The organism is Peribacillus sp. NPDC096622 (genome assembly GCF_044762665.1).
Taxonomy (GTDB): Bacteria; Bacillota; Bacilli; order Bacillales; family DSM-1321; genus Peribacillus; species Peribacillus frigoritolerans_B.
Map to the genome: position 1 here is coordinate 23,140 of NZ_JBIWES010000008.1, position 22,521 is coordinate 45,660.

At 41.4% G+C, this 22,521-nt stretch carries 20 protein-coding genes; 1 reads left to right on the plus strand and 19 read right to left on the minus strand.

What is annotated here, in order from left to right; all coding sequences use genetic code 11:
* Nucleotides 1-78 precede the first annotated feature (78 nt).
* The 18 genes from ACIQYG_RS15395 to ACIQYG_RS15480 form a co-directional block, all read right to left on the minus strand.
* Nucleotides 79-1,011: a dipeptidase gene (locus ACIQYG_RS15395; protein WP_402839393.1), complete on the minus strand. Its 933-nt coding sequence runs from the start codon at nucleotides 1,009-1,011 to the stop codon at nucleotides 79-81.
* 132 nt (nucleotides 1,012-1,143) lie between these two features.
* The gene (spoVS, locus tag ACIQYG_RS15400) at nucleotides 1,144-1,404 is read right to left on the minus strand and encodes a stage V sporulation protein SpoVS (RefSeq protein ID WP_029281188.1); all 261 of its coding nucleotides are present in this window, start codon (nucleotides 1,402-1,404) and stop codon (nucleotides 1,144-1,146) included.
* A 174-nt stretch (nucleotides 1,405-1,578) separates the two neighbouring features.
* The gene (locus tag ACIQYG_RS15405; RefSeq protein ID WP_402839395.1) at nucleotides 1,579-2,376 is read right to left on the minus strand and encodes a TIGR00282 family metallophosphoesterase; all 798 of its coding nucleotides are present in this window, start codon (nucleotides 2,374-2,376) and stop codon (nucleotides 1,579-1,581) included.
* Nucleotides 2,377-2,528: 152 nt separating this feature from the next.
* The gene (rny, locus tag ACIQYG_RS15410; RefSeq protein WP_402839397.1) at nucleotides 2,529-4,088 is read right to left on the minus strand and encodes a ribonuclease Y; all 1,560 of its coding nucleotides are present in this window, start codon (nucleotides 4,086-4,088) and stop codon (nucleotides 2,529-2,531) included.
* Between the two features lie 353 nt (nucleotides 4,089-4,441).
* Nucleotides 4,442-5,488, minus strand: coding sequence for a recombinase RecA (recA, locus tag ACIQYG_RS15415; RefSeq protein ID WP_098370967.1), 1,047 nt, complete (start codon nucleotides 5,486-5,488; stop codon nucleotides 4,442-4,444).
* A gap of 347 nt (nucleotides 5,489-5,835) precedes the next feature.
* Nucleotides 5,836-7,068 (minus strand): competence/damage-inducible protein A, encoded by a 1,233-nt coding sequence (locus tag ACIQYG_RS15420; RefSeq protein WP_402839400.1) that lies wholly within the window; start codon nucleotides 7,066-7,068, stop codon nucleotides 5,836-5,838.
* A gap of 22 nt (nucleotides 7,069-7,090) precedes the next feature.
* Nucleotides 7,091-7,675 carry a CDP-diacylglycerol--glycerol-3-phosphate 3-phosphatidyltransferase gene (pgsA, locus tag ACIQYG_RS15425; RefSeq protein WP_402839402.1) on the minus strand — a complete coding sequence of 195 codons (585 nt, stop codon included), beginning with the start codon at nucleotides 7,673-7,675 and terminating at the stop codon, nucleotides 7,091-7,093.
* Nucleotides 7,676-7,840: 165 nt separating this feature from the next.
* Nucleotides 7,841-8,749 carry a helix-turn-helix domain-containing protein gene (locus tag ACIQYG_RS15430; RefSeq protein ID WP_402839404.1) on the minus strand — a complete coding sequence of 303 codons (909 nt, stop codon included), beginning with the start codon at nucleotides 8,747-8,749 and terminating at the stop codon, nucleotides 7,841-7,843.
* 8 nt (nucleotides 8,750-8,757) lie between these two features.
* The gene (locus ACIQYG_RS15435) at nucleotides 8,758-9,549 is read right to left on the minus strand and encodes a DUF3388 domain-containing protein (protein WP_034313530.1); all 792 of its coding nucleotides are present in this window, start codon (nucleotides 9,547-9,549) and stop codon (nucleotides 8,758-8,760) included.
* A 242-nt stretch (nucleotides 9,550-9,791) separates the two neighbouring features.
* Nucleotides 9,792-10,049: a DUF3243 domain-containing protein gene (locus ACIQYG_RS15440; protein WP_402839406.1), complete on the minus strand. Its 258-nt coding sequence runs from the start codon at nucleotides 10,047-10,049 to the stop codon at nucleotides 9,792-9,794.
* Between the two features lie 82 nt (nucleotides 10,050-10,131).
* Nucleotides 10,132-10,857, minus strand: a complete 726-nt coding sequence (gene ymfI / locus ACIQYG_RS15445) for an elongation factor P 5-aminopentanone reductase (RefSeq protein ID WP_048684725.1) — start codon at nucleotides 10,855-10,857, stop codon at nucleotides 10,132-10,134.
* 19 nt (nucleotides 10,858-10,876) lie between these two features.
* Nucleotides 10,877-12,163 (minus strand): EF-P 5-aminopentanol modification-associated protein YfmH, encoded by a 1,287-nt coding sequence (gene yfmH / locus ACIQYG_RS15450; protein ID WP_402839409.1) that lies wholly within the window; start codon nucleotides 12,161-12,163, stop codon nucleotides 10,877-10,879.
* On the minus strand, nucleotides 12,163-13,443 hold the full coding sequence (yfmF, locus tag ACIQYG_RS15455) for an EF-P 5-aminopentanol modification-associated protein YfmF (protein ID WP_402839411.1): 1,281 nt from the start codon (nucleotides 13,441-13,443) through the stop codon (nucleotides 12,163-12,165). Before yfmF ends, yfmH begins: the two co-directional genes overlap by 1 nt.
* A 209-nt stretch (nucleotides 13,444-13,652) precedes the next feature.
* Nucleotides 13,653-14,612: an ABC transporter permease gene (locus ACIQYG_RS15460; RefSeq protein WP_402839413.1), complete on the minus strand. Its 960-nt coding sequence runs from the start codon at nucleotides 14,610-14,612 to the stop codon at nucleotides 13,653-13,655.
* A complete protein-coding gene (locus ACIQYG_RS15465) occupies nucleotides 14,613-15,656 on the minus strand; it encodes an ABC transporter permease (RefSeq protein ID WP_402839415.1) in 1,044 nt (347 codons plus the stop codon).
* Nucleotides 15,649-17,184, minus strand: a complete 1,536-nt coding sequence (locus tag ACIQYG_RS15470; RefSeq protein ID WP_402839417.1) for an ABC transporter ATP-binding protein — start codon at nucleotides 17,182-17,184, stop codon at nucleotides 15,649-15,651. The genes ACIQYG_RS15465 and ACIQYG_RS15470 overlap by 8 nt, the downstream gene beginning before the upstream one ends.
* Before the next feature lie 204 nt (nucleotides 17,185-17,388).
* Nucleotides 17,389-18,477, minus strand: a complete 1,089-nt coding sequence (locus ACIQYG_RS15475; RefSeq protein WP_402839418.1) for a BMP family lipoprotein — start codon at nucleotides 18,475-18,477, stop codon at nucleotides 17,389-17,391.
* 157 nt (nucleotides 18,478-18,634) lie between these two features.
* On the minus strand, nucleotides 18,635-19,360 hold the full coding sequence (locus ACIQYG_RS15480) for a GntR family transcriptional regulator (protein ID WP_402839420.1): 726 nt from the start codon (nucleotides 19,358-19,360) through the stop codon (nucleotides 18,635-18,637).
* Between the two features lie 303 nt (nucleotides 19,361-19,663).
* On the opposite strand from ACIQYG_RS15480, the gene ACIQYG_RS15485 reads away from it, so the two are divergent.
* Nucleotides 19,664-19,963 carry a DUF6509 family protein gene (locus ACIQYG_RS15485; RefSeq protein WP_402839422.1) on the plus strand — a complete coding sequence of 100 codons (300 nt, stop codon included), beginning with the start codon at nucleotides 19,664-19,666 and terminating at the stop codon, nucleotides 19,961-19,963.
* Nucleotides 19,964-19,993: 30 nt separating this feature from the next.
* Here the strand turns inward: ACIQYG_RS15485 and ACIQYG_RS15490 are convergent, their stop codons facing one another.
* Nucleotides 19,994-22,324 (minus strand): DNA translocase FtsK, encoded by a 2,331-nt coding sequence (locus ACIQYG_RS15490; protein ID WP_402839424.1) that lies wholly within the window; start codon nucleotides 22,322-22,324, stop codon nucleotides 19,994-19,996.
* Between the last annotated feature and the right edge of the window lie 197 nt (nucleotides 22,325-22,521).

Sequence of the window (22,521 nt, forward strand, 5' to 3'; positions counted from 1 at the left end):
AATTGCAACCTTTTTGCTTTTATTTTTTATATTTTCAGAATATTCATTCATATCTATATAGTAAGAATTGAAAATCACTTAAGATATTTCCTTTTCAAGCGGAAAATTACGAGTGAAATTATCAAAAAGGAGACCTTTTATAAACTCACTGGAATAAAGCCTATTCAATTCATTTATTAAGTTATGATAATCCTTATATGACATTAAATTCTCTACCATATGATCGATTCCATCGAAGTCGGACCCTAATCCAATTTGTCTCTCTCCGCCCAAACTGCATATATGCTCTATATGTTTCAAGATATCCTTTATCGTAGCCGAGCCACTTGCTAGAAATTGCGGGACAAAGGTTACGCCGATCACCCCATTTTTCTGTAAAAGGGCTTTTATCTGCCCGTCCTTTAAATTTCTCGGATGTGGACAAAGTTGATAAGCATTCGAATGGGAGGCGATTGGGAATTTCGCCAACTTTAGGGTGTCCCAAAATCCAGCTTCAGATAAATGGGATAAATCACACCAAATTGACTTCTCATTCAATAGCGCGACCACCTCCGTTCCAAATCCTGTCAAGCCACCCCCTCTTGTTTCTAATGCCCCATCCGCTACCAAGTTAGCATAATTCCAAGTTAGACCTACGGAGGACACTCCAAGATGAATAAGGGTTTTCAGTTTCAACAAATCATTCCCAATGCAATCGCAGCCCTCCAAAGTTAGCATTGCACCGATTTCCTTTTCTTTTAAAGATTCGATGTCTGCCTTGGTTTTTATAAATTTCATTTCCGGCTCTGATAAAATCTTTTCATGAAAAATATCCACCATCGCTAAAGCTGCTTGAAACCTCATATCAGGGTGGACTTTTTCAGGAATATATATGGCAAAACATTGGACTTTTCCCCCTTCATCCAATAAACCCCGCTTTGTTATATGTAATTTATCACTATTTGCAAAAGAAATATCCGGATCGATGAACATCTTCATCAGCACATCACAATGTGCATCAAAAATCTCCAATGTAATCCCCCTTCCTGTACCTTTTTTATAATTATAGATCCATCATAAACGACACGGGCCTTTCGTCATTTGGATTTCACGACAAAAAAGAGCCTGCTCGCCATCCGACAAACAGGACACCCAAACATGCAATTATCTTGGTTCAATGATTAGTTTTATTGCCGTTCTCTCTTCGCCATCAATAAGTATATCTGTAAAGGCAGGAATACAAATCAAGTCAACTCCACTAGGTGCGACAAACCCTCTTGCGATTGCTACTGCCTTGACGGCTTGATTTAACGCACCTGCACCGATTGCTTGAATTTCGGCTGCTCCTCTTTCCCTGAGCACTCCCGCTAGTGCGCCTGCTACAGAATTAGGATTAGATTTTGCTGAAACTTTTAATATTTCCATTCCTAGTCCTCCTTGTTTTCCCTGCCGATTCTAACTTGGCTAAATAGTTATAACACTTTCCACTGCTACTATATTCATCAAGTAAAACTTGTATGACAAAGAAAACCAGGATTGTACACCATTTATTAAAGGATGGAAAAACGGATGCCCAGTTTGACTGCCCATCCGTTCGAATCAATGATAAAAGGGATGATCTTCGTTAATCAGGATCCTTTCTATCTTCTTTGCCTTGCCAGTTTTATCATCAATTTCTAGGAGAACCCCACTTAATAGTGTCCGTCCCTCTTTTGGGACTTCGAAACGAACAGGAAGGCTGGTCAGGAACCGATGGATGACTGCCTCTCTTTCCATACCAAGGATGCCATCATATGGTCCTGTCATGCCTACATCCGATATGTAAGCGGTGCCTGCAGGTAATATACGGTTATCGGCTGTCTGGACGTGTGTGTGTGTACCAACAACGGCTGTAACCTTACCATCCAGGAACCACCCCATAGCTTGCTTTTCACTTGTAGCTTCTCCATGAAAATCGACAAAGATGATCGGTGTCTTTTTTCGAGCCTCCGCCACTAGTTCTTCCGCCTTTTTGAACGGACAATCCAAATCCGGCATGAACGTTCTCGCTTGCAAATTGATGACCGCTATTTCATGCTGGTTCAATTTTAAAAATTTCATACCTTCTCCAGGTACCCCGTCTGGAAAGTTTGCTGGACGGACGAGATATTTCGCTTCATCAATAAAATTGAAAATATCACGATTATCCCATGTATGGTTTCCCATGGTCACTGCCTGCGCTCCCCACTCTAAAAAACTGCGGTAAATCTTTTCTGTAATTCCCCGGCCACTTGCGGCATTCTCGCCATTGATGACCGTGATATGCGGACGATACTTTTCTTTTAACTTAGGAAGGTATTCTTGGATCATGTCACGACCTGGAGACCCCACTACATCTCCAATAAATAGCAATTTCATTGTAAAACCCTTTCTGGATTCACCTAATTATATGAATGATTCAAGTATGTATTGTAACATAATTTGGGGTAATTATAAGAATTACGCTTAACGATTAATATCGGAAAAAGAAAAAACGAAGTGGTTTGCACCACTTCGTCTTTCATTAACAATTATTTGGCGTATTCGACTGCTCTTGTTTCACGGATGACCGTGACTTTTATATGTCCTGGGTAATCGAGCTCTTCTTCAATCCTTTTCCGGATATCACGTGCGAGTCGATGTGCCGAAAGATCATCGATTTGTTCTGGTTTCACTAGAATCCGCACTTCACGTCCGGCTTGAATCGCAAAAGATTTTTCCACTCCATCATAGGACTCGGAAATTTCCTCAAGTTTTTCAAGTCTTCTAATGTAATTTTCAAGCGTTTCACTTCTAGCTCCCGGTCTTGCAGCTGATAACGCATCAGCGGCAGCCACAAGCACTGAAATGATGGAAGTTGGTTCCGTATCGCCATGATGTGAAGCGATGCTGTTAATGACAGTTGGATGCTCTTTATATTTGGTTGCTAATTCAACGCCAATTTCAACGTGACTGCCTTCCACTTCATGATCGATCGCTTTCCCAATATCATGCAATAAACCTGCACGGCGGGCAAGTACTTCATCCTCACCGAGCTCAGCGGCCAGTAAACCTGAAAGCTGGGCCACTTCAATTGAATGTTTAAGCACGTTTTGCCCATAACTGGTACGGAATTTCAAACGTCCTAGTATTTTGATGAGATCTGGATGGAGACCGTGAACTCCAACTTCAAAAGTAGTTTGTTCACCAATTTCACGAATATGTTCATCTACCTCACGTCTTGCTTTGTCAACCATTTCTTCAATGCGGGCCGGATGGATCCGTCCGTCCTGAACAAGTTTCTCAAGAGCCAAGCGTGCCGTTTCCCGTCTAATTGGATCGAATCCAGATAAAATGACAGCTTCAGGAGTATCATCAATAATAAGGTCAATACCTGTTAGCGTTTCTAACGTCCGGATATTTCGTCCTTCACGTCCGATTATCCGCCCTTTCATTTCATCGTTTGGAAGATTTACTACAGAAACGGTGGTTTCTGCAACATGATCAGCCGCACAACGCTGAATGGCAAGAGAAAGGACTTCTTTTGCTTTTTTATCAGCTTCTTCTTTGGCACGGGTATCACTTTCTTTAATCATAAGCGCTACATCGTGAGCAAGCTCGTTTTCCATTCGGTCTATAATGATTGCTTTAGCCTCTTCACGAGTTAAACCGGAAACACGTTCAAGCTCTGTTTGCTGCTTACGAACCGTCTCTTCCACTTTGCTTTCCATCTCTTCAATATGCTGTTGTCTTTGGTTTAGAGAATCTTCTTTTTTCTCCAAAAGGCTCTCACGTTTGTCTAACGTTTCATCCTTACGGTCCAGATTCTCTTCTCTTTGCAATAACCGATTTTCTTGTTTTTGTAATTCGTTCCTTCTTTCACGGACTTCCCGATCCGAATCGGCACGAACTTTATGAATTTCATCTTTTGCTTCCAACAAGGCTTCTTTCTTAAGTGCTTCCGCTTCACGTTTTGCATCCTCAAGGATGTGCTCTGCAGAGCCCTTTGCCCCTGCTATTCTACTCTCAAATTTTGATTTGTGAATAAAATAACCAACAACTGCACCGACGATTAGGCCAAGCAAAGTGAAGATGATTGTCATGGGTTCCATCGTTTCACCTCCCCTTGCTATGAACTTTTTACATAAAATGTTGAACTGTCGGCAAGTACATTGCACATAAATTCAATATACAGCACTTAATTTTCAAAATTTTAGTTTGAAAAATTGTAAAATATACATATTAATTGTATAGTTGAGAATTTTTATTGTCAAGCGTTTGTCCCTTATGTATCAATGATTATTCAAGTTTTCTTAATATCAACCATCATAATGTACAGCATTCATTATGGAAGAAGTCTGTAAATCTGATTTCAATGCCATTTAATCCGCTGAAAATTCCGCATTTTTCTCAAAATATACATAAAAGGCCTAAGCGAATAAGCTTAGGCCTTTTCCAAATATCATTAATCAAGCAATTCAAAATGCTCTTCTGGTTCATTTTCTTCTGGTGGTAATTCATGCTCTCCATCAAGATTATAGTGATCTCTGATTTTCTGAGAAATTTCCTGAGCGATATCCTGATTTTCTTTCAAGAACAGCTTCGCATTTTCGCGGCCTTGTCCGACACGCTCTTCATTGTATGAATACCACGAGCCGCTTTTAAGGACGATATCAAGATCTGCACCCATATCGATGATTTCACCTTCCTGTGAAATCCCTTGACCATACATGATGTCAACTTCTGCTTGGCGGAATGGTGGGGCAACCTTGTTCTTTACAACTTTGATTTTCGTTTTATTACCGACGATTTCATTACCTTGTTTTAATTGTTCCGCACGGCGCACTTCCAGACGAACAGTTGAATAGAACTTCAATGCCCGGCCTCCCGGAGTCGTTTCTGGATTCCCAAACATAACACCGATTTTTTCACGGACTTGGTTAATGAAAATGGCAATGGTATTTGATTTATTAATGGAACCAGACAGTTTTCTAAGTGCCTGGGACATCATCCGGGCTTGAAGACCCATATGGGAATCTCCCATTTCGCCTTCGATTTCGGCTTTAGGAACAAGTGCTGCCACCGAGTCAATGACAATGATATCTACCGCTCCGCTTCGAACTAACGCTTCAGCGATCTCTAAGGCCTGTTCACCCGTATCAGGCTGTGAAAGCAGTAACTCATCGATATTCACACCAAGTTTTTCTGAATATGCTGGATCTAAAGCATGCTCGGCATCAATGAATGCAGCCGTGCCGCCAGTCTTTTGTACTTCTGCAATAGCATGTAATGCTACAGTCGTTTTACCGGAGCTTTCAGGTCCATATATCTCAATGACCCGGCCTCTTGGATATCCGCCCACTCCCAACGCTACGTCCAATGCTAAAGAACCGCTTGAAATCGTTGAAATCCTACGATCAGTCTGTTCACCAAGTTTCATAATAGAACCTTTACCAAATTGTTTTTCAATTTGTTTTAACGCCATATCTAAAGCCGCTTGACGATCACTCACTCAATTTCCTCCTCTATATTCAAATAATCGGCTGCCCGATTAAAGGTGTACTTACGTTAGCAATTATTTGAGATCAAGGTTTGACCCTGTCTCAAAACCTATCTTTACTATATACTCTTTTTACTATTTTGCCAAGCAAAAAGTCGAACATTCATTCGTTTTTTTCTTTCAGGAGATTCTTTGTAAAAAAGCGTTTTATCTTAAGGAAATCTCCATTTCGCTTCACTTACTCCCTAAAAAAACACATTTCGTTGAATTAACTTTTTTCTTTTTTCCCTATTTTTCAAGAAACAAACTTCCAAAACCAAATAAAAAGCAGAGCTGTAATAAAGCTCTGCTTATAGCGTTTATAAATCCCTTAATAGGTAATGACAGCCGTACTTCACACTCCGAATACGGTTTTGCGCCCTGCTTCCGGAAAGATTCAACTCCTTGAAATGAGTGTCTCCATCCCGATAGGAAATGCCAATAAATACTGTACCAACAGGCTTACCTTCTTGTTCATCCGGCCCTGCAACACCCGTAAAGCTTATGCCTACATCCGCATCGAGCTTACTCCTGACATTAGAGGCCATTTCCATTGCACACTCACCGCTGACCACCCCATACTCAGATATGGTATCATCACTGACGCCGAGGACATTGGACTTCGCATCATTCGTATAGCAGACAATTCCGCCTTTAAAGACTTTACCGGCGCCCGGTATGGTTGTCAGCTGTTCTTGGAACATCCCTCCGGTCAAGCTTTCAGCTGCCGCGATTGAAAGCTTGCGGACCGTTAATTCTTTTACAAGTTCCTTTATTAGCGAAGTATTATCACTTCCATAATGAAACTTACCGACCCTGCTAAGAATTTCTTTTTCCGTTTCTAAAATAAGTTCTTCGCATTTTTCTTTAGAAGAGTCTTTGGCGGTGATCCTTAACGTCACTTCCCCTTCGGCTGCCAGCGGAGCAATTGTCGGATTCGTTTGATTGACAAGGAGATCTTCAATCACCGTTTCCAGTTCGGCTTCCCCTATACCGTAGAACCGAAGAACCTTGGAATCGATCCGTTCATGCTTTTCCAATTTATTCATGATCTTTTCATAACCATAACTTAAAAACATCGGCTCCATTTCACTTGGTGGACCAGGTAGAAGCATATATGTAATCCCCGATTTGGACAAGACCATTCCCGGAGCCATGCCATGATCGTTTGCCAACACTTCACTGCCTTCTAAGACAAGGGCCTGCTTTTTGTTGTTTTCCGTCATCGGCCGTTCCCGTTTTTGGAAGTAAGCTTCAATGGATTGCAAAGCTTCATCATTAAAAACGAGCTTTTTCCCTATATGGCGAGCAATCGTTTCTTTCGTTAAATCATCTTTGGTAGGACCAAGTCCACCGGTAAAAACAATCAAGTTCGCCCTCGATTCAGCGATTTCTATAGCTTGTTGTAAGCGGCGGTCGTTATCCCCGACCACAGTATGGTAAAAAACGTTTATCCCCATTTCCGCAAACTGCTGCGATAAGAATCTTCCATTAGTGTTATTGATTTGACCTAAAAGAAGCTCTGAGCCCACTGCAATGATTTCTGCATCCATCTTTTCAAAACCACCATTCGTTTTACTTTGAATTAACAAATACTTCTTTGTTTTTTATAAAATAATCCAAACCTGACCAGATTGTAAAGATTAATGCAATCCATAATGCGATATTAGCAAATGGAAGTGAAATGAGGGCAAATGGAAGGTTATGCAGCAATAAAGCTGAAATAGAAACAATTTGTGCCCATGTTTTAATTTTACCAAGCTGGTTCGCTGCAACCACTTCCCCTGTACCCGCTAACACCAAACGCAATCCGGTTACTGCAAACTCGCGACTTATGATCACGATGGCAATCCAAGATTGACCGTACATTAGATCCAGATCAACTAAAACGATTAAGGCGGCCGAAACCAGAAGTTTATCTGCCAATGGATCTAAAAATTTTCCCAAATCAGTAATCATATTATATTTTCTCGCAAAATGGCCATCGATCCAATCCGTAGTGGAAGCGATTATAAAGAGGAGGGCTCCAGCTAGGTGCGCCACTGGCAAACTGTATTCTCCCCAAGTCAGTGTCCCCCAAGAAAAAGGAACGAGCATGATGATTAAAAATACTGGTATTAAACAGATTCTTGCTACTGTAATCTTATTAGGCAGATTCAAAACTTTTACCTCCAAAATTTACGCCTGCCATTTGGGCAAAGCGTCTTAGATCTAAAATAATGCTCATATGTATAATTTAACTCAAAATCCAATCTTATATGCCGGGTAAACCATCTCCCGCCGCCTTACTATTATATAGAGCAAAAATAGTCATCTATAAGATGACTATTCGGCTTTCGTAAATTGTATCGTAACCAATTGCGTATTCACTTCAGTCGGTGAAATGGAATACTCCAGCTTCTCATCATTCACATAAATCTCAGTTTCATATGCCCTGCCTATATTGATGACAGCTTCTTTTTCATTGGTGAAATCAATTTCCTGGCTTTTGTCCTTTTCGATAGTGCCCTGGAAAAGTAATTTACCTTCACCATTTTTTATGCCGACCCATGGTGAGCCTTTGGAGGTCACCTTTAATTTAAAGGTATCGGTATTTTTTAATTCATACGTACTATTTTTACCGTTGGAACTGGTGACGGCAAGATTTTGCTCTTTCTTTTCTTCTTTGACTGCTGTATCATCTTCAGTCTTCTTATCAGATGAATCTGATTTTTCTTCATTCTGTTTTTGGTCTGCATTCTTTTCTTCTTTGTTGAAATCTTCACTTTTATTGTAATCAACGACATCGCTCTGTTTTGCGTCCTTTTTGTCATCATTATCCGGATTACTCATATAGTTCAATACCAGCACCCAAATCAATACGGCCGCACCAATGACTAAAACGGCAGCCAAGATCTTCGGTAACATTTCTACAACCTTTGAATCCCCTGCCGGTATAGTTTTCCGGGATTGGACCCGTGAAAGCTGTTCTGGCAATTCCTCACTATAGACCGATGGTATTTCACTCTTATATTGTTCGAAAATCTCTTCTGAATCCAGTCCGACCGCTTCACAATATTGCTTTATGAATGCCCGTACATAGAACTTTCCAGGCATCATACTGTAGTTTCCCTCTTCAATGCCAATGAGGTAACGCTTTTGAATCTTTGTTAATTCCTGCAAATCTTCTAAGCTAAGACCTTTGGCTTCCCTAGCTTCCTTTAATCGATTACCTAACTCAGTCAAATAAAACACCTGCCATTTTAAAAGTCAAAGGAACCAAAATCGGACCCTGAAAACTGGTCTTTTTGGTCGACAACTTCATATGTTATTTCTTCTTCAGGATTGTTTCGCAATTCAATAATATAATCAAAGTCTTCGAGGGTATACTCCGTATTTTGCACAAAAACATCAGGATGTTCGATTACTTTGACAGCATCAAGCCTCATTATTTCACGAATCAACTGCCAATGACGCTCATTTGCACGGCGAGTGGAAACAATTCCATCTAAAATGAACAAATTATCATTATTATATTCATCCTCAATAAGCTGACTGCGGATAGTCTGCTTTAAAAGGGTCGATGACACAAACAACCATCTCTTATTAGCACAAACACTAGAGGCTACGATAGATTCAGTTTTCCCGACACGGGGCATCCCTCGTATCCCGATCAATTTATGACCTTCCTGTTTAAATAGCTCGGCCAGGAAATCGACAAGCAAGCCCAGTTCATCACGAACAAACCTAAAAGTGTTTTTCTCATCGGCATCGCGCTGAATATAGCGTCCATGCCTGACTGCGAGGCGATCCCGTAATTTAGGTTCCCTAAGCTTAATGACCTTTATCGTATCCATCGTACGGAGGATTGACTCGAATCTTTCTATATTACGGCTGTCTTTCGCCAACAAAAGTAACCCACGCCTGCCTTCATCGACCCCGTTAATGGTGATGATATTAATGGAAAGCATACCCAGAAGGGATGAAATATCCCCTAATAAACCAGGACGGTTGACTTGGATTTCATATTCAAAATACCATTCTTTATTATCCACGATAACACTCCTTAAGCCTAAAAGCTTTTACCCTAATCATTGGCAAAAAACTTATCCATCGTAAATTTCAAGGTCTGAACACTTTAATATTATTTGTCTAGCTTCTATAATATAGCATTTCTTGATAAGTTAAAAGGAAAAACCCTATAAAAGTATTCATTTTTATATAAGAGGACAAATAGCCATCCACTTCAATCCAAAAGGCCCTGTTAATTAATAACAGGGCCTTTTGGATTGATATTTTACTTCGTTCCATTGTTCTCGACTAACTTGACCATGACACTTGCCATGGCATGTTTTTCTTGATCGCTTGCCACTGACCAAAGATCAGCTAGCACTTTCTCTTGATCATTCTGGGGCTCAACCTGATTAGCCAGGTAATCACCGATTTCATAAGCCAAGTTGTTAACAGCGCTTTCTGACAAGCCTTGTTGTTCACCTTGATGTAATCTGTCGCCTAAGAAGTTTTTCCATTGATCCCAATTGTCCAGTACAGACATGAATGGTCACCCTTTCCTTCAAAATAGTACATAGATATTTTGTGAAGGAACCGAGGAAATTATACATGTCTAGAAAAAAAAATCATGTATACCATCCGCCATTTACGCCTAAAATTTGCCCGGTTATATAGGACGACTTGTCGGAAAGCAAATAGTATACGGCCTCGGCGACTTCTTTGGAATGCCCCATCCTGCCCATCGGGATGTCGCCTTTGATGATTTCCAGATCTTCTGCACTGAAGGATTCGAGCATGGAAGTAGAAATCGCACCGGGGGCAACGGCATTCACCCGAATCCCATTAAGCGATACTTCTTTGCTAAGCGCCTTGATAAAAGCATTTTGACTGCCCTTGACCATTGAATATAATACTTCACAAGATGCACCTGTCTGCCCCCAAATCGATGTGACCGCAACGATGGCAGCCTGTTCTTGGTACATAAGCTTTGGAAGCAGTTCCTTTGTTAATTGGAAAGGGCTCGTTACATGCAGCTGTACCATTTCAGTAACGATTGTCTCATCCATGTCAGATATAAGCCCGTAATAGCTATTGCCACTATTAAGGACGATTGCATGGAGGGCAAAAATATTTTCCGCCAATTTCTTGTAGCCGTCCGGTGCAGCCAAATCCGCTTGAATCGGAATAAGTTCGACTTGATGAGGCTTCAGTTCTTCAATCAGGGCAAGTATCGCTTCTTCATTGCTGTTATAATGTAAATAAAGTGAGTAATTCTCCTCGGCGAGCTTTATAGCGATTTCCCTGCCGATTCCTCCACTGGCTCCTGTAATAAGGGCAAAACGTTTCCCCACATTCCCGCCCCCTTTTATATTATTTAGGAAGTACCTGACAGACTGTCATCCGTTCATCGGATATTAAGTCCTTGGCGACCTCCCTGATATCTTCCATCGTTAGCTTTTCCAATACCGATACAACATCGAACAAGTTCATATCATTGAATGCATATCTGGTGAATTGATTCGCTATATATTCCGGCGAATTCAGGGAACGAAGGAAAGAACCGATTTTTTTCTTGATTGTCCTTTGCAGGCTTTCTTCATTCAGGCCGGTTCCGGCTTTTGATTTTTGCAGGATACCGAATAAAGACTTCGTCAACTCATCAGGTTTGGCACTGTCCCCGCCAATTAACGCAAACCCAAAACCTTGTTCCTGTGTATAATCATATGAAAAGCTTTGATCGATCAACCCTTCCTCATATAGTTCCTCATGCAAAGGTGAACTCTTGCCAAATAGCATTTCCAAATAAATATTGGTAGCCAATTCCCTTTTCAAAAGCTGTAAACCGGATTGGTGCACATTGATGGCCTTGATGCCCAGCATCACTTTTGGTGTCTGGACATTCATCCTTAAGACTTCTTTATCCTTGGCAACGGTTTCCGGCTCTTCGTCAAATTTACGTTCCACTGCTGGTTGTTCGTTGTACCCTTTATCATTTTGATTGTCCCGAATCAGTTTCATGGTACTTTCGACATCTACCGGTCCTACAACGAACAGGAGCATGTTACTAGGATGGTAAAACGTATTATAACATTCATAAAGCATGTCTTTCGTAATATCTGCAATGGATTCCACAGTACCGGCAATATCGATTTTCACTGGATGCTGATGATACATATTGGCAATGGTCCCGAAATATAACCGCCAGTCTGAATTATCATCATACATGTTGATTTCCTGCCCAATGATTCCTTTTTCCTTCTCTACCGTCTTTTCTGAAAAGTAAGGATCCTGGACAAAGTCAATTAAGGTAGTTAGATTCCTATCGAAATCGGACGTGCTCGAAAATAAATAAGCTGTACGGGTGAAAGAAGTAAAGGCATTTGCCGATGCTCCCTGCTTTGAAAATTGCTGAAAAACATCACCATCTTCCTTTTCAAATAGCTTATGTTCAAGAAAATGGGCAATCCCATCGGGTACTTTAGAGAATTCAGTTTCATTCAATGGTTTGAAATGGTTGTCGATTGAACCATAATTCGTCGTGAAAGTAGCAAATGATTTATTGAACCCGCTTTTCGGAAGAATATATACTTCGAGACCATTTTCCATTTTTTCATGGAAAAGTTCTTCTTTCAATTGAGTGAATGCTATTTTTTCCATTACCCTTGCACCTCCGCTTCCGTTAGGAAATAAATCGTATCAAGCTGAATCTTTTGACCAACTGCAATGATTTCTTCCTTTGTCGTCCGCTCTGTTTTTGCAAACCACTCGTCGAGTGATATATCCTGCCCGGAAATCACATTATGATATAAAATTTCCACAAGTCCTCTTGAAACGTCAATGGTTTCAAGGAGTTGGTTCTTAACGACCGCCTTTGTCTGTGCCAGTTCTTCATCGGAAAAGTTCCCTTGCTTCATTTCCTTCATTTGTGCATGAATAATATCCAATGCCTGCTTGTAGTTGGCATTTTCAATGCCGGCCATGACCATCAGTAGTCCTTTATGACTTTCGAGCCTTGAAGCTGCATAATAAGCAAGGCTGGCTTTCTCCCTGACATTAATGAAAAGTTTCGAATGTGAAAAGCCGCCAAAAATCCCATTGAATAGCTGAAGAGCATAATAATCCGGATCACCGTATGCAACTTGGGTTCGATAACCGATATTCAATTTCCCTTGTTTCACATCCGAATTCTCGATGATTTCTTTTTCCTTCTCCACTACCTTGCCCGTCTCCCTTGGCAGTCTCACAGGCACTCGTTCTTGCAACGACACATACTTGTCGGCTAGTGCCTCCACTTCCGATTCATCGATGTCACCGATTACATATAAATCGATTTCATCCTCAGACAGCATTTTTTTATAGTAGGCGAAAAGGGACTCTGGTGTTATCGTTTCCAAGTCTTGAAGATTACCGCTCGCTTCTAAAGCATATGGTTCGTTTTTGCACATTTCCTCTACAAGGCGTGTAGCTGAATATCGCATTTTGTCATCGGAAATGGATTGAATCCGCTGTTTTAAAGAACGGATTTCATTGGAAACCGTTTTAGAGTCAAAGGCTTCGCCGTTTTTCTTCGGATTAAAGATCACCTCTGATAATAGCCCAAATGCCTTTTCGAGAAGGGGGGTTGGATCACTAAGGAATTTTTCATTTACGATATCGATCGTAAAACTTATGATTTGATATTCTCCTTTTTTAGCTACATCGACATAAAACCCTGCTCCATATAAATCATCAAGATAAGATCGAAGCTCGGGTGTTGTAGGATATTTACTTGTATTGCTTTGTAACACATATGGCAGCAATGCACGATATGTAACGTCCTCTTTTGTCAACGAAGCTTTCATCTTCAGCACGAGAGTATTCGTTTTATATTTATCCGTCCGGACCACATGAAGCTTGTAGCCGCTTTTTTCCGTTATTGTATCGGAAGCAATAGACATGAATAATCCTCCTCATTATATAAATCACCTTTATTAGCTTATTGTTTGTAGATTGGAACCCTTTTAAACATCTACTTAAAATATACATGTGAAAGGAAAAATCATGCAAGTTACAGCTACTTTTTTTGGTTTTTCACCAGCTCACCATCACTTATGGCTAATCTCAAAAGAAAAAACCGGCCAGCACAGTTTGCTGACCGGTTAGACATTTATCTTTTCCCTTTGATGTATGGCTGTCCGGATGCTTTTGGAGCATCAGCACGTCCAATGAAACCAGTTAGAGCAATGATCGTCAGAACATAAGGAGCGATCAAGAGATAAACGGATGGAATATCCTTGAAGAAGGGAAGGCTCGAGCCAACGATACTTAAACTTTGAGCCAAACCAAAGAATAAAGCTGCTCCCATTGCCCCGATCGGGTGCCACTTACCAAAAATCATGGCGGCAATGGCCATGAAACCTTGACCATTAATTGTCGCATGATTGAATTCATTCGAAAAGATGGTAGCATAAATCGCTCCGCCGATACCTCCAAATGCACCTGATAATAAAACGGCGGCGTATCTGATTTTCGTAACATTGACACCCATCGTATCAGCAGCCATGGGGTGCTCACCCACTGCACGGATCCTTAACCCGAATGGTGTTTTATAAAGTACATACCAAACGACAAAAGATATTAGAACCGCTATATATACGATGTAATAACCATTTGCGAAAAAGATGGGTCCAATAAATGGAATATCACTTAGTAACGGAACATCAATCCTTGGGAATGTTTCTGTGATTCTATCAGTTTGACCTTTGTCAAAAATCAACTTCACCAAAAACATGGTCAAACCAACTGCCAACAAGTTGATGGCTACCCCACTAACCGTTTGGTCCGCCCTGAACGTGATGCATGCCACAGCGTGCAGAATGGAAAACAGCAAGCCGGCAATCATTGCCGCCAAGACAGCAAGCCAAGGAGTCCATTCCCCAAATACATCAGCAAACATTAAGTTAAATACAATCCCTGTAAAGGCACCAATGACCATCAAACCTTCTAAACCGATGTTTATGACACCAGCCCGTTCAGAAAACACTCCTCCGAGTGAAGTAAAAATAAGTGGTGCAGCTAGAGCTATCATAGATGGAATAATAATTTGTAATACTTGGTAAAAATCCACTTATTTCACCCCTTTCTTAAATCGAGCGGCAATCCAACGAATAAAATAACTGGAAGCAACGAAGAAAATGATCAATGCTATGACAATATCTACAATTTCACTAGGTATTCCGGTTTCTAGCGGCATATTTAAGGCCCCGGCTTTCAGTCCCCCAAATAATAAGGCTGCCAGCACAACACCAATAGCCGTGTTCGCCCCTAGTAAGGCTACTGCAATCCCATCAAAGCCCATACCTGTGAACCCGCCTTTGACTGCTGCATAACCGAAAGTTCCAAGGCCTTCCATCGCACCGGCAAGGCCTGCAAAAGCACCTGAAATAACCATGGAAAGTATGATATTCTTATTGACACTCATCCCTGCATATTCGGATGCATGCTGATTGAAACCTACAGCTTTCAGTTCAAAGCCGGTTTTTGTCCTTTCAAGTAGGAACCACATGATGATTACGCAAATAATCGCTACCACTATTCCCCAATGCATCCGGGAAAAATCCGTAATGCTTTCAAAAAAAGGAGACCGCAGTGATGCAGTATCAGCAATTCTTTCTGTTTTATCCAGCTTGTCAGTCATTACATTCCTAATTAAATAATTCGTCACATATAAAGCTGTATAATTCAACATGATAGAAACGATTACTTCATGTACACGGAACTTAGCTTTTAAATAACCAGGGATAAATGCCCACAATGCCCCAGCAGCTGCACCAACTAAGATGGCAAATGGCAAATGGATGATCCTTGGAAGATCAAAAGCGATTCCGACCCAAACTGCCGCCAGCCAGCCTACAATTAATTGCCCTTCTACACCGATATTGAATAGGCCAGTACGAAAAGCAAAAGCCACTGCCAAACCAGCAAGGATATAAGGGATGATTGTCCTGACGGATTCCCCTACATAATAAGAATCCCCAATAATTCCATTTATCATGGAGCCATAGCCGGCAACTGGGTCATAGCCGCTTACTAACATGATTATGGCCCCAACGACCAAGCCAAGGATAACTGCTATTAACGGACTCGTTAATTTAGATAAATACTTAGACATTTTGTTTTCCACCTGCTTCCGTCCGTTTACTGCCGGCCATAAGAAGGCCAAGCTCCTGTTCAGTCGTTTCTTTCGGATCGACAATCGCGACGATTTCCCCTTCATATATAACGGCAATTCTATCGCTAACATTCATGATTTCTTCCAATTCAAATGATATGAGAAGTACCGCTTTTCCTGCATCACGCTGTTCAATTAGACGTTTATGGATAAACTCGATCGCTCCTACATCGAGCCCCCGTGTTGGCTGTGCGGCAATCAATAAATCCGGGTTCCTATCAACTTCCCGGCCAATGATCGCTTTTTGCTGATTCCCGCCAGAAAGAGCCCTTGCCGGTGTATATTCACTAGGAGTTCGAACATCGTAGCTTTTGATCAATGAACGCGCTTTTTCAAATATTTTCTTTGAGTTCAAGATACCGGCTTTTGAAAAAGGCTTTTGATAGTAGGTTTGCAAGACAATATTTTCCCCAATGCTGTAATCGAGAACCAAACCATGCTTATGCCTGTCTTCTGGAATATGGCCGACACCTGCTTCAGTGATTTTACGCGGCTTCAGGTTCCTGATCTCTTTTCCATTTAGCTTTATCGAACCTGCTGTTGTCTTCCTTAGGCCGGCCAATGCTTCAATTAGTTCGGATTGACCATTTCCATCTACACCGGCGATACCGACAATTTCTCCTGCACGGACAGTTAAATCCAAGTTCCGAACAGCTGAAACGCCCCGGGAATCCTTGACTTCCAGTTCCCGAACCTCGAGTACTACATCCGAAGGAGTAGCTCCCGTTTTTTCCGTCTTGAATAGAACTTCCCTACCGACCATTAAGCTTGCCAATTCGTTAGGATTCGTTTCGTTGACATTCACTGTACCAATTCCTTGCCCTTTGCGTATAACCGTTACCCGGTCACAAACCTCCATGATTTCCTTAAGTTTGTGTGTGATTAAAATGATAGATTTCCCCTCTTTGATAAGGGCTTTCATAATATAAATCAATTCCTTGATTTCTTGAGGAGTCAATACAGCGGTCGGTTCATCAAAAATCAATATTTCCGCTCCACGGTAAAGCGTCTTAAGAATCTCGACACGCTGTTGCATCCCTATTGAAATATCGGCAATTTTCGCATAGGGGTCAACACGAAGCTGATATTGTTCCGATAGTTTCCTAACTTCCTCGCTCGCTTCTTTTAAATCTATCTTACCCGCTTTTGAAGGTTCTTTTCCTAAAATGATATTTTCCGTTACTGTAAAAGGGTCAACGAGCATGAAATGCTGATGGACCATCCCAATCCCTAAATCATTGGCAATGTTGGGACTGGTGATCTCGACTGGCTTGCCATTCACACGGATTTCTCCTTGCTCAGGCTGGTATAAGCCGAATAAAACATTCATCAAAGTGGATTTACCCGCGCCATTTTCACCTAATAATGCGTGAATCTCCCCTTTTTTAACCTGAAGTGTAACGTTATCATTTGCGACGATGCCGGGGAATTCCTTACGGATATTAAGCATCTCAATTACATATTCCACGTATTATCAACTCCTAAAATGAGTGTAAATATTCTTAAATCATTTAAGTGCTTCTACTAGCTTATTGATTTTTTAAAAAAAACCAAATGAAAAACTACGATTCTTTCATAGTTTTTCATTCGATATTTTTCAGTTGCAAAGCGCGATTTGGAAAAGAAAGAATAGAGGGCAATCCTGCCTCCCTATTCTTTCTGGTATTGCAGCTTATAAACCAAGTTTTTCGAATTCTTCATCAGTACCCGGAACTACGAATTCACCTGATTTAATTTTTTCTGTCCATTCTTCGACCGCTTTTAAAGATTCTTCTGTTACGTTATCTTTTGTATCGGAAATGCCTACACCATTTTCTTCGATACCGTACTCAATTACTTTTCCGCCTGGGAAGTTTCCTTCTTTCGCTTTCTCGGAAAGGTCTTTAACTGCCACGTCAACACGTTTTAGCATGGAAGTCAGTGTGATGTTGTCGTCAGTTCCAGGAACTGCCCCTAATTTAGCTTGGTCGCTATCTACACCGATAACATAGATTTCTCTCTTAGGATCTTTTTGCTTTTGCTCGACTGCTTCGGTGAATACACCTTTTCCAGTTCCGCCAGCAGCATGATAAATAATATCGATACCTGAAGAATACATGGAGCCTGCTGTGGATTTACCGATATCAGCTTTATTGAAATCTCCGGCATATTTAACTTCTACTTTTGCATCCGGATTTACAGATAAAACCCCAGCCTTAAAGCCAACTTCGAATTTCTTGATTAATTCAGATTCAACTCCGCCGATAAACCCGACTTTGTTTGTTTTCGTTTGCATTCCGGCAATTACACCTACAAGGAATGAACCTTGCTGCTCTTTAAAATTAATGCTGGCTACATTCTTTTTGTCTACGACTGTATCCACGATGGCAAAGTGTGAATCGGGACGTTGGTCAGCCACTTCACCAACAGCTTCAGCTAAAAGAAAACCGATACCATAGATTAGTTGGTAATCTTCACGTACAAGCGTATTCAGGTTCTTAGCGTAATCGGCATCAGATTTAGATTGCAGGTAGTTGTAGCCATCTTTACCTTTTTCCAGCCCATTATCCTTACCGAATTCCTGAATGCCCTTCCAAGCGGATTGGTTGAATGACTCGTCATCCACGCCGCCAGTATCAGTTACCATCGCAACAGTGAAGTTGTCTTTGTTTTTCCCATTTGAAGATTCTTTATCATCATTCTCTGAATTACCACATGCTCCCAATAGCGTACCGGCTGCAAGAACAAGTGAAAGAGCTAGACCCAATTTGCGCTTTTTCAATTTTTATCCCCCTAATTTACATAGTTTTTTGAGCAGGAATGTTCTGAAAAGTCATTCATGTTTGCGTTTTCACTTCTCGTTAATTTTTTTTGCATACGTTTGATTCGACTTGGAATCGAAACAAACGCTTGCATTCACCCGTATGCAGAATCAAGGCCTACACACGTTTACGAAGAACATGAAAGCTGAACATATTGGCTTTGAAGTAATTAACAGAATACAGGATAGGCTGGTCCCAATCATCCAGATGCATCTGCTTTAGAACGAGTAGTGCGGCTTCTGGTGAGCATTTAAGGATAGGAGAAACTTTCTCATGATATCCAATAGGCTCAATCTCCGCTACGGCATGCGTAATTTTTCGATGCGCATCTCTTTCCAAAATATCAAAAAGAGACTCATCATTACGGTCAAAATTTTCTGATAGAATAGATTCAGGAATTTTGTCAATACAGTAGACAACTGGCTCCCCATTCGCTGTCCTTACTCGCTCGATGATGACGATGCGTTCATCTGTCGAACAAGAAAACCTGCGTATATCCTCTTCTGTAGGTTCTTGGGCCGTCGAGCTTAAGAAAATCGTACCCGGCTTCATTCCTGCCTCTTCAATCATGTTCGTGACACTTTTTAATTGCTCGATACCTGAAGTGAACCGAGGTTTCGGATTGACGAAAGTCCCAACTCCATGGCGGCGAATGATGATGCTTTCTTCTTCCAAAATTCGCAGCGCTTCTCGAAGTGTCGCCCTACTCACTCCCAATTTTTTCGCAAGATCGAATTCTGAAGGGAATTTTTCATTTTCCTGATAGACTCCTGCTTCAATATCCTGCTTCAGGTAATCAATGACCTGCAAATATAAATGTCGACTATCTGATTTTATTGACATACAGTTTCCCCCAGCTAATTTCTTAAGACATCAGACCTCTGATGTTGAATCATTCCTACTAATCGAAAATAATATAACATTTTTTTTGATATAAATAAATAGTGTTTTACTATTTACTTTAAAAGAATTTAGGAGAAATTACCCTTCCCTGTGTCTTTCAATCTAGATGCGGCCGCGGAATTTGTACGATTATTCTCCTAAATCAAATAATTTTTTTTTGAAAATGCAAATGACGGCAGCTATGTTCAAGATGCTATTTTCCTGTATAATAGGATTTATCTTCTTTGAAGGGATGTACACAAGATGTTAAAGATTACAGAATACACGATTGAAAAATTGAATGATCCATTTGGTATTTTGTCCGGGGAGCGTTACGAGTTGTTCTTGGATATCGAAGTGCCTGAAGAGGATGAGCTCTTTTCAGAAAATGGTTTATATATCCGGGTGCTTTTTGCTATGGAAGAGCAAATAGGCAAATTGATTAAATATGATATTTTTGAAAAAGGGAACGAAGGCGCACTCGAATTCGATTTGGAAGAAGATGAAGAAGCGATGATTACCGACTTCTGCCTTAAACATTTAGACGAGGCGATGAATAATTAAAAAACCGGGCTGCTGCCCGGTTTTTTTTACCTATGATGAATGCGCCTCATCCTGTTCATCTTTAGTTACCAATACATTTCGTGGTTTACTGCCTTCATATGGACCGACAATTCCCCTCGCTTCCATTTCATCAATCAACCTCGCTGCCCGCGTATAGCCAATCCGGAAGCGGCGCTGCAGCATGGAAACAGATGCAGTCTGCATTTCAACGATCAAGGACACCGCATCCGCGTATAAATCATCTTCGACTTCACCATTTGAAGTTTCTGCAATTTCATCCGGTATCATCTCTTCGTTATATTGTGCTTTTTGCTGTGAAATGACATATGTGACAACTTCCTCGACTTCATTGTCGGATAAAAAGGCCCCTTGGACGCGGACCGGTTTCGAAGCTCCTGAAGGCAGGAAGAGCATGTCACCCCGGCCTAACAGTTTTTCGGCTCCGCCCATGTCGAGGATCGTTCTCGAATCGGTCATTGATGAGACGCTAAAAGCAATCCGAGATGGGATGTTCGCTTTAATGACCCCTGTAATTACATCTACTGATGGCCGCTGAGTGGCAATTATCAAGTGTATGCCAGCGGCACGTGCCATTTGTGCAAGCCGTGTGATGGCATCCTCTACATCATTTGAGGCGACCATCATCAAATCCGCCAGCTCATCGACTATGACTACGATATAAGGCAAGAGCGGTTGTTTGGCATCTTCTTCGATGTTATACCGGTTAATATAATCATTGTAGCCTTCAATATTACGCGTACCGGAATGGGAAAATAGCTCATACCGCCTTTCCATTTCACTGACCACTTTTTGCAAAGCCTGTGCAGCTTTCTTTGGATTTGTCACTACAGGTGCGAGTAAGTGGGGAATTCCATTATAGACATTCAGCTCCACCATTTTTGGATCGATCATCATCATTTTCACTTCATGCGGTTTTGCCCGCATCAGAATACTCGTGATAATCCCATTGATACAAACGGATTTCCCGCTGCCAGTAGCACCAGCCACTAGTAAATGCGGCATTTTATTGAGCTCCGCCTTAACCGCTTCACCAGAAATATTTCGCCCTAAGCCTATTTGCAGTTTTGCGTCAGGCTTGTCAACTTCTTTGGCCTCTAAAACTTCCCTTAATGACACCATCGCCACTTCGGAGTTAGGGACTTCTATTCCGATTGCCGATTTTCCGGGAATCGGGGCTTCGATCCTAATATCCTTTGCGGCAAGTGCAAGGGCCAAGTCATCGGATAGGCTGACAATTTTACTTACCTTCACCCCTACGTCCGGATGTACTTCATATTTGGTTACGGCTGGGCCTAAGTGAACTTGGGTGACCCTCGCTTTCACTCCAAAGCTATGAAAGGTGCGCTCAAGCTTAGCCGCATTTTCGTGGATCAATTGGTATTCTCCGCTTTGGTCCGTTTTTTTGGGCTGCAATAACAGAGAAAGAGGCGGTAAAAGATATTCTTTATTCTCCACTTCCGTAAAATTCATAGGCGGAACGGCATCATCCTGTTCCTCTGCACTATCTGCTGCAGGTTCCGTAACGGCCGGAATTATTTCGTCTTCGTCGCTATAGGCTTTATCAGCAAAGCTGGAAATGATCCGCTCCGTCGCCATTTGCTGTGTTTCCTCTTCGTGAAGAAGGGGCTGATCCGTTTCTTCCGCCGGTTCTTTTTCCCGTTTCTTCTTTTTCACGGGATTCTTTTTCTTTTCTTTTTTGTCTTCATTCCACGTTTTCATATCATCTCTGAATGCGGACCATTGCTTTTTGAAAAAGCCGCCAAGACCCATGAAAAACTTCCCGAGGGTTTCACCTAACGTTTTCCCGGTCAATAGGACGGCACCTACAATGATAAAAAGGAATGAAACGATTTTCGATCCGGCTTCGTCGAATAAAAAGTATGAGGCTGCAAATAATATCGCTCCAATCATGCCGCCCCCAAGGTCCTTTGAGCTGGCCTTGCCGGTCACTTCCATCCAGAATAGTTCCCATGTATTCGAAATGACGCTGGGTTTCGTGAACGGTCCTCCATCTGCAAGCATGTTAAACAGTGTCACATGACTTAATAGGAGCATGCTCGCGACAAGGAAGTACATCCCGACCAATTGCCGTTTCAACAGGTAAGGGACCTCCCTCTTTATCATCAAATAGAACCCAGCTGCAATTGCTCCCAACAAAAAGAGGATATACCATTCCCCCATGAAAAAGCGGATTAAAAAGACCGTCCCGTTTCCCACTGCTCCAAGCTTGGCAATGGCAATGATGGCCAAACCTATTAAAGTGAGGCCAATCAATTCATATTTAAGCGTTAGTTTTAACTTCTCTGTACCATTCTTTTTTCTGCGTTTCTTCTTTGCCATAATATCACCTGATTCTTCATGAAACTATTCTAACTTTCCTATTCAACATCACTACATGATTTCCCTTCATGAAACAAACGTTCGCCTCTGATTATACCAAATAAACATGACCCTGTCCTTGATATATACACCATTTATTCTTAAGGGGACATTTTTCCCATATAATGAATAAAGCAGCCAAGCGGCTGCTGATTTTC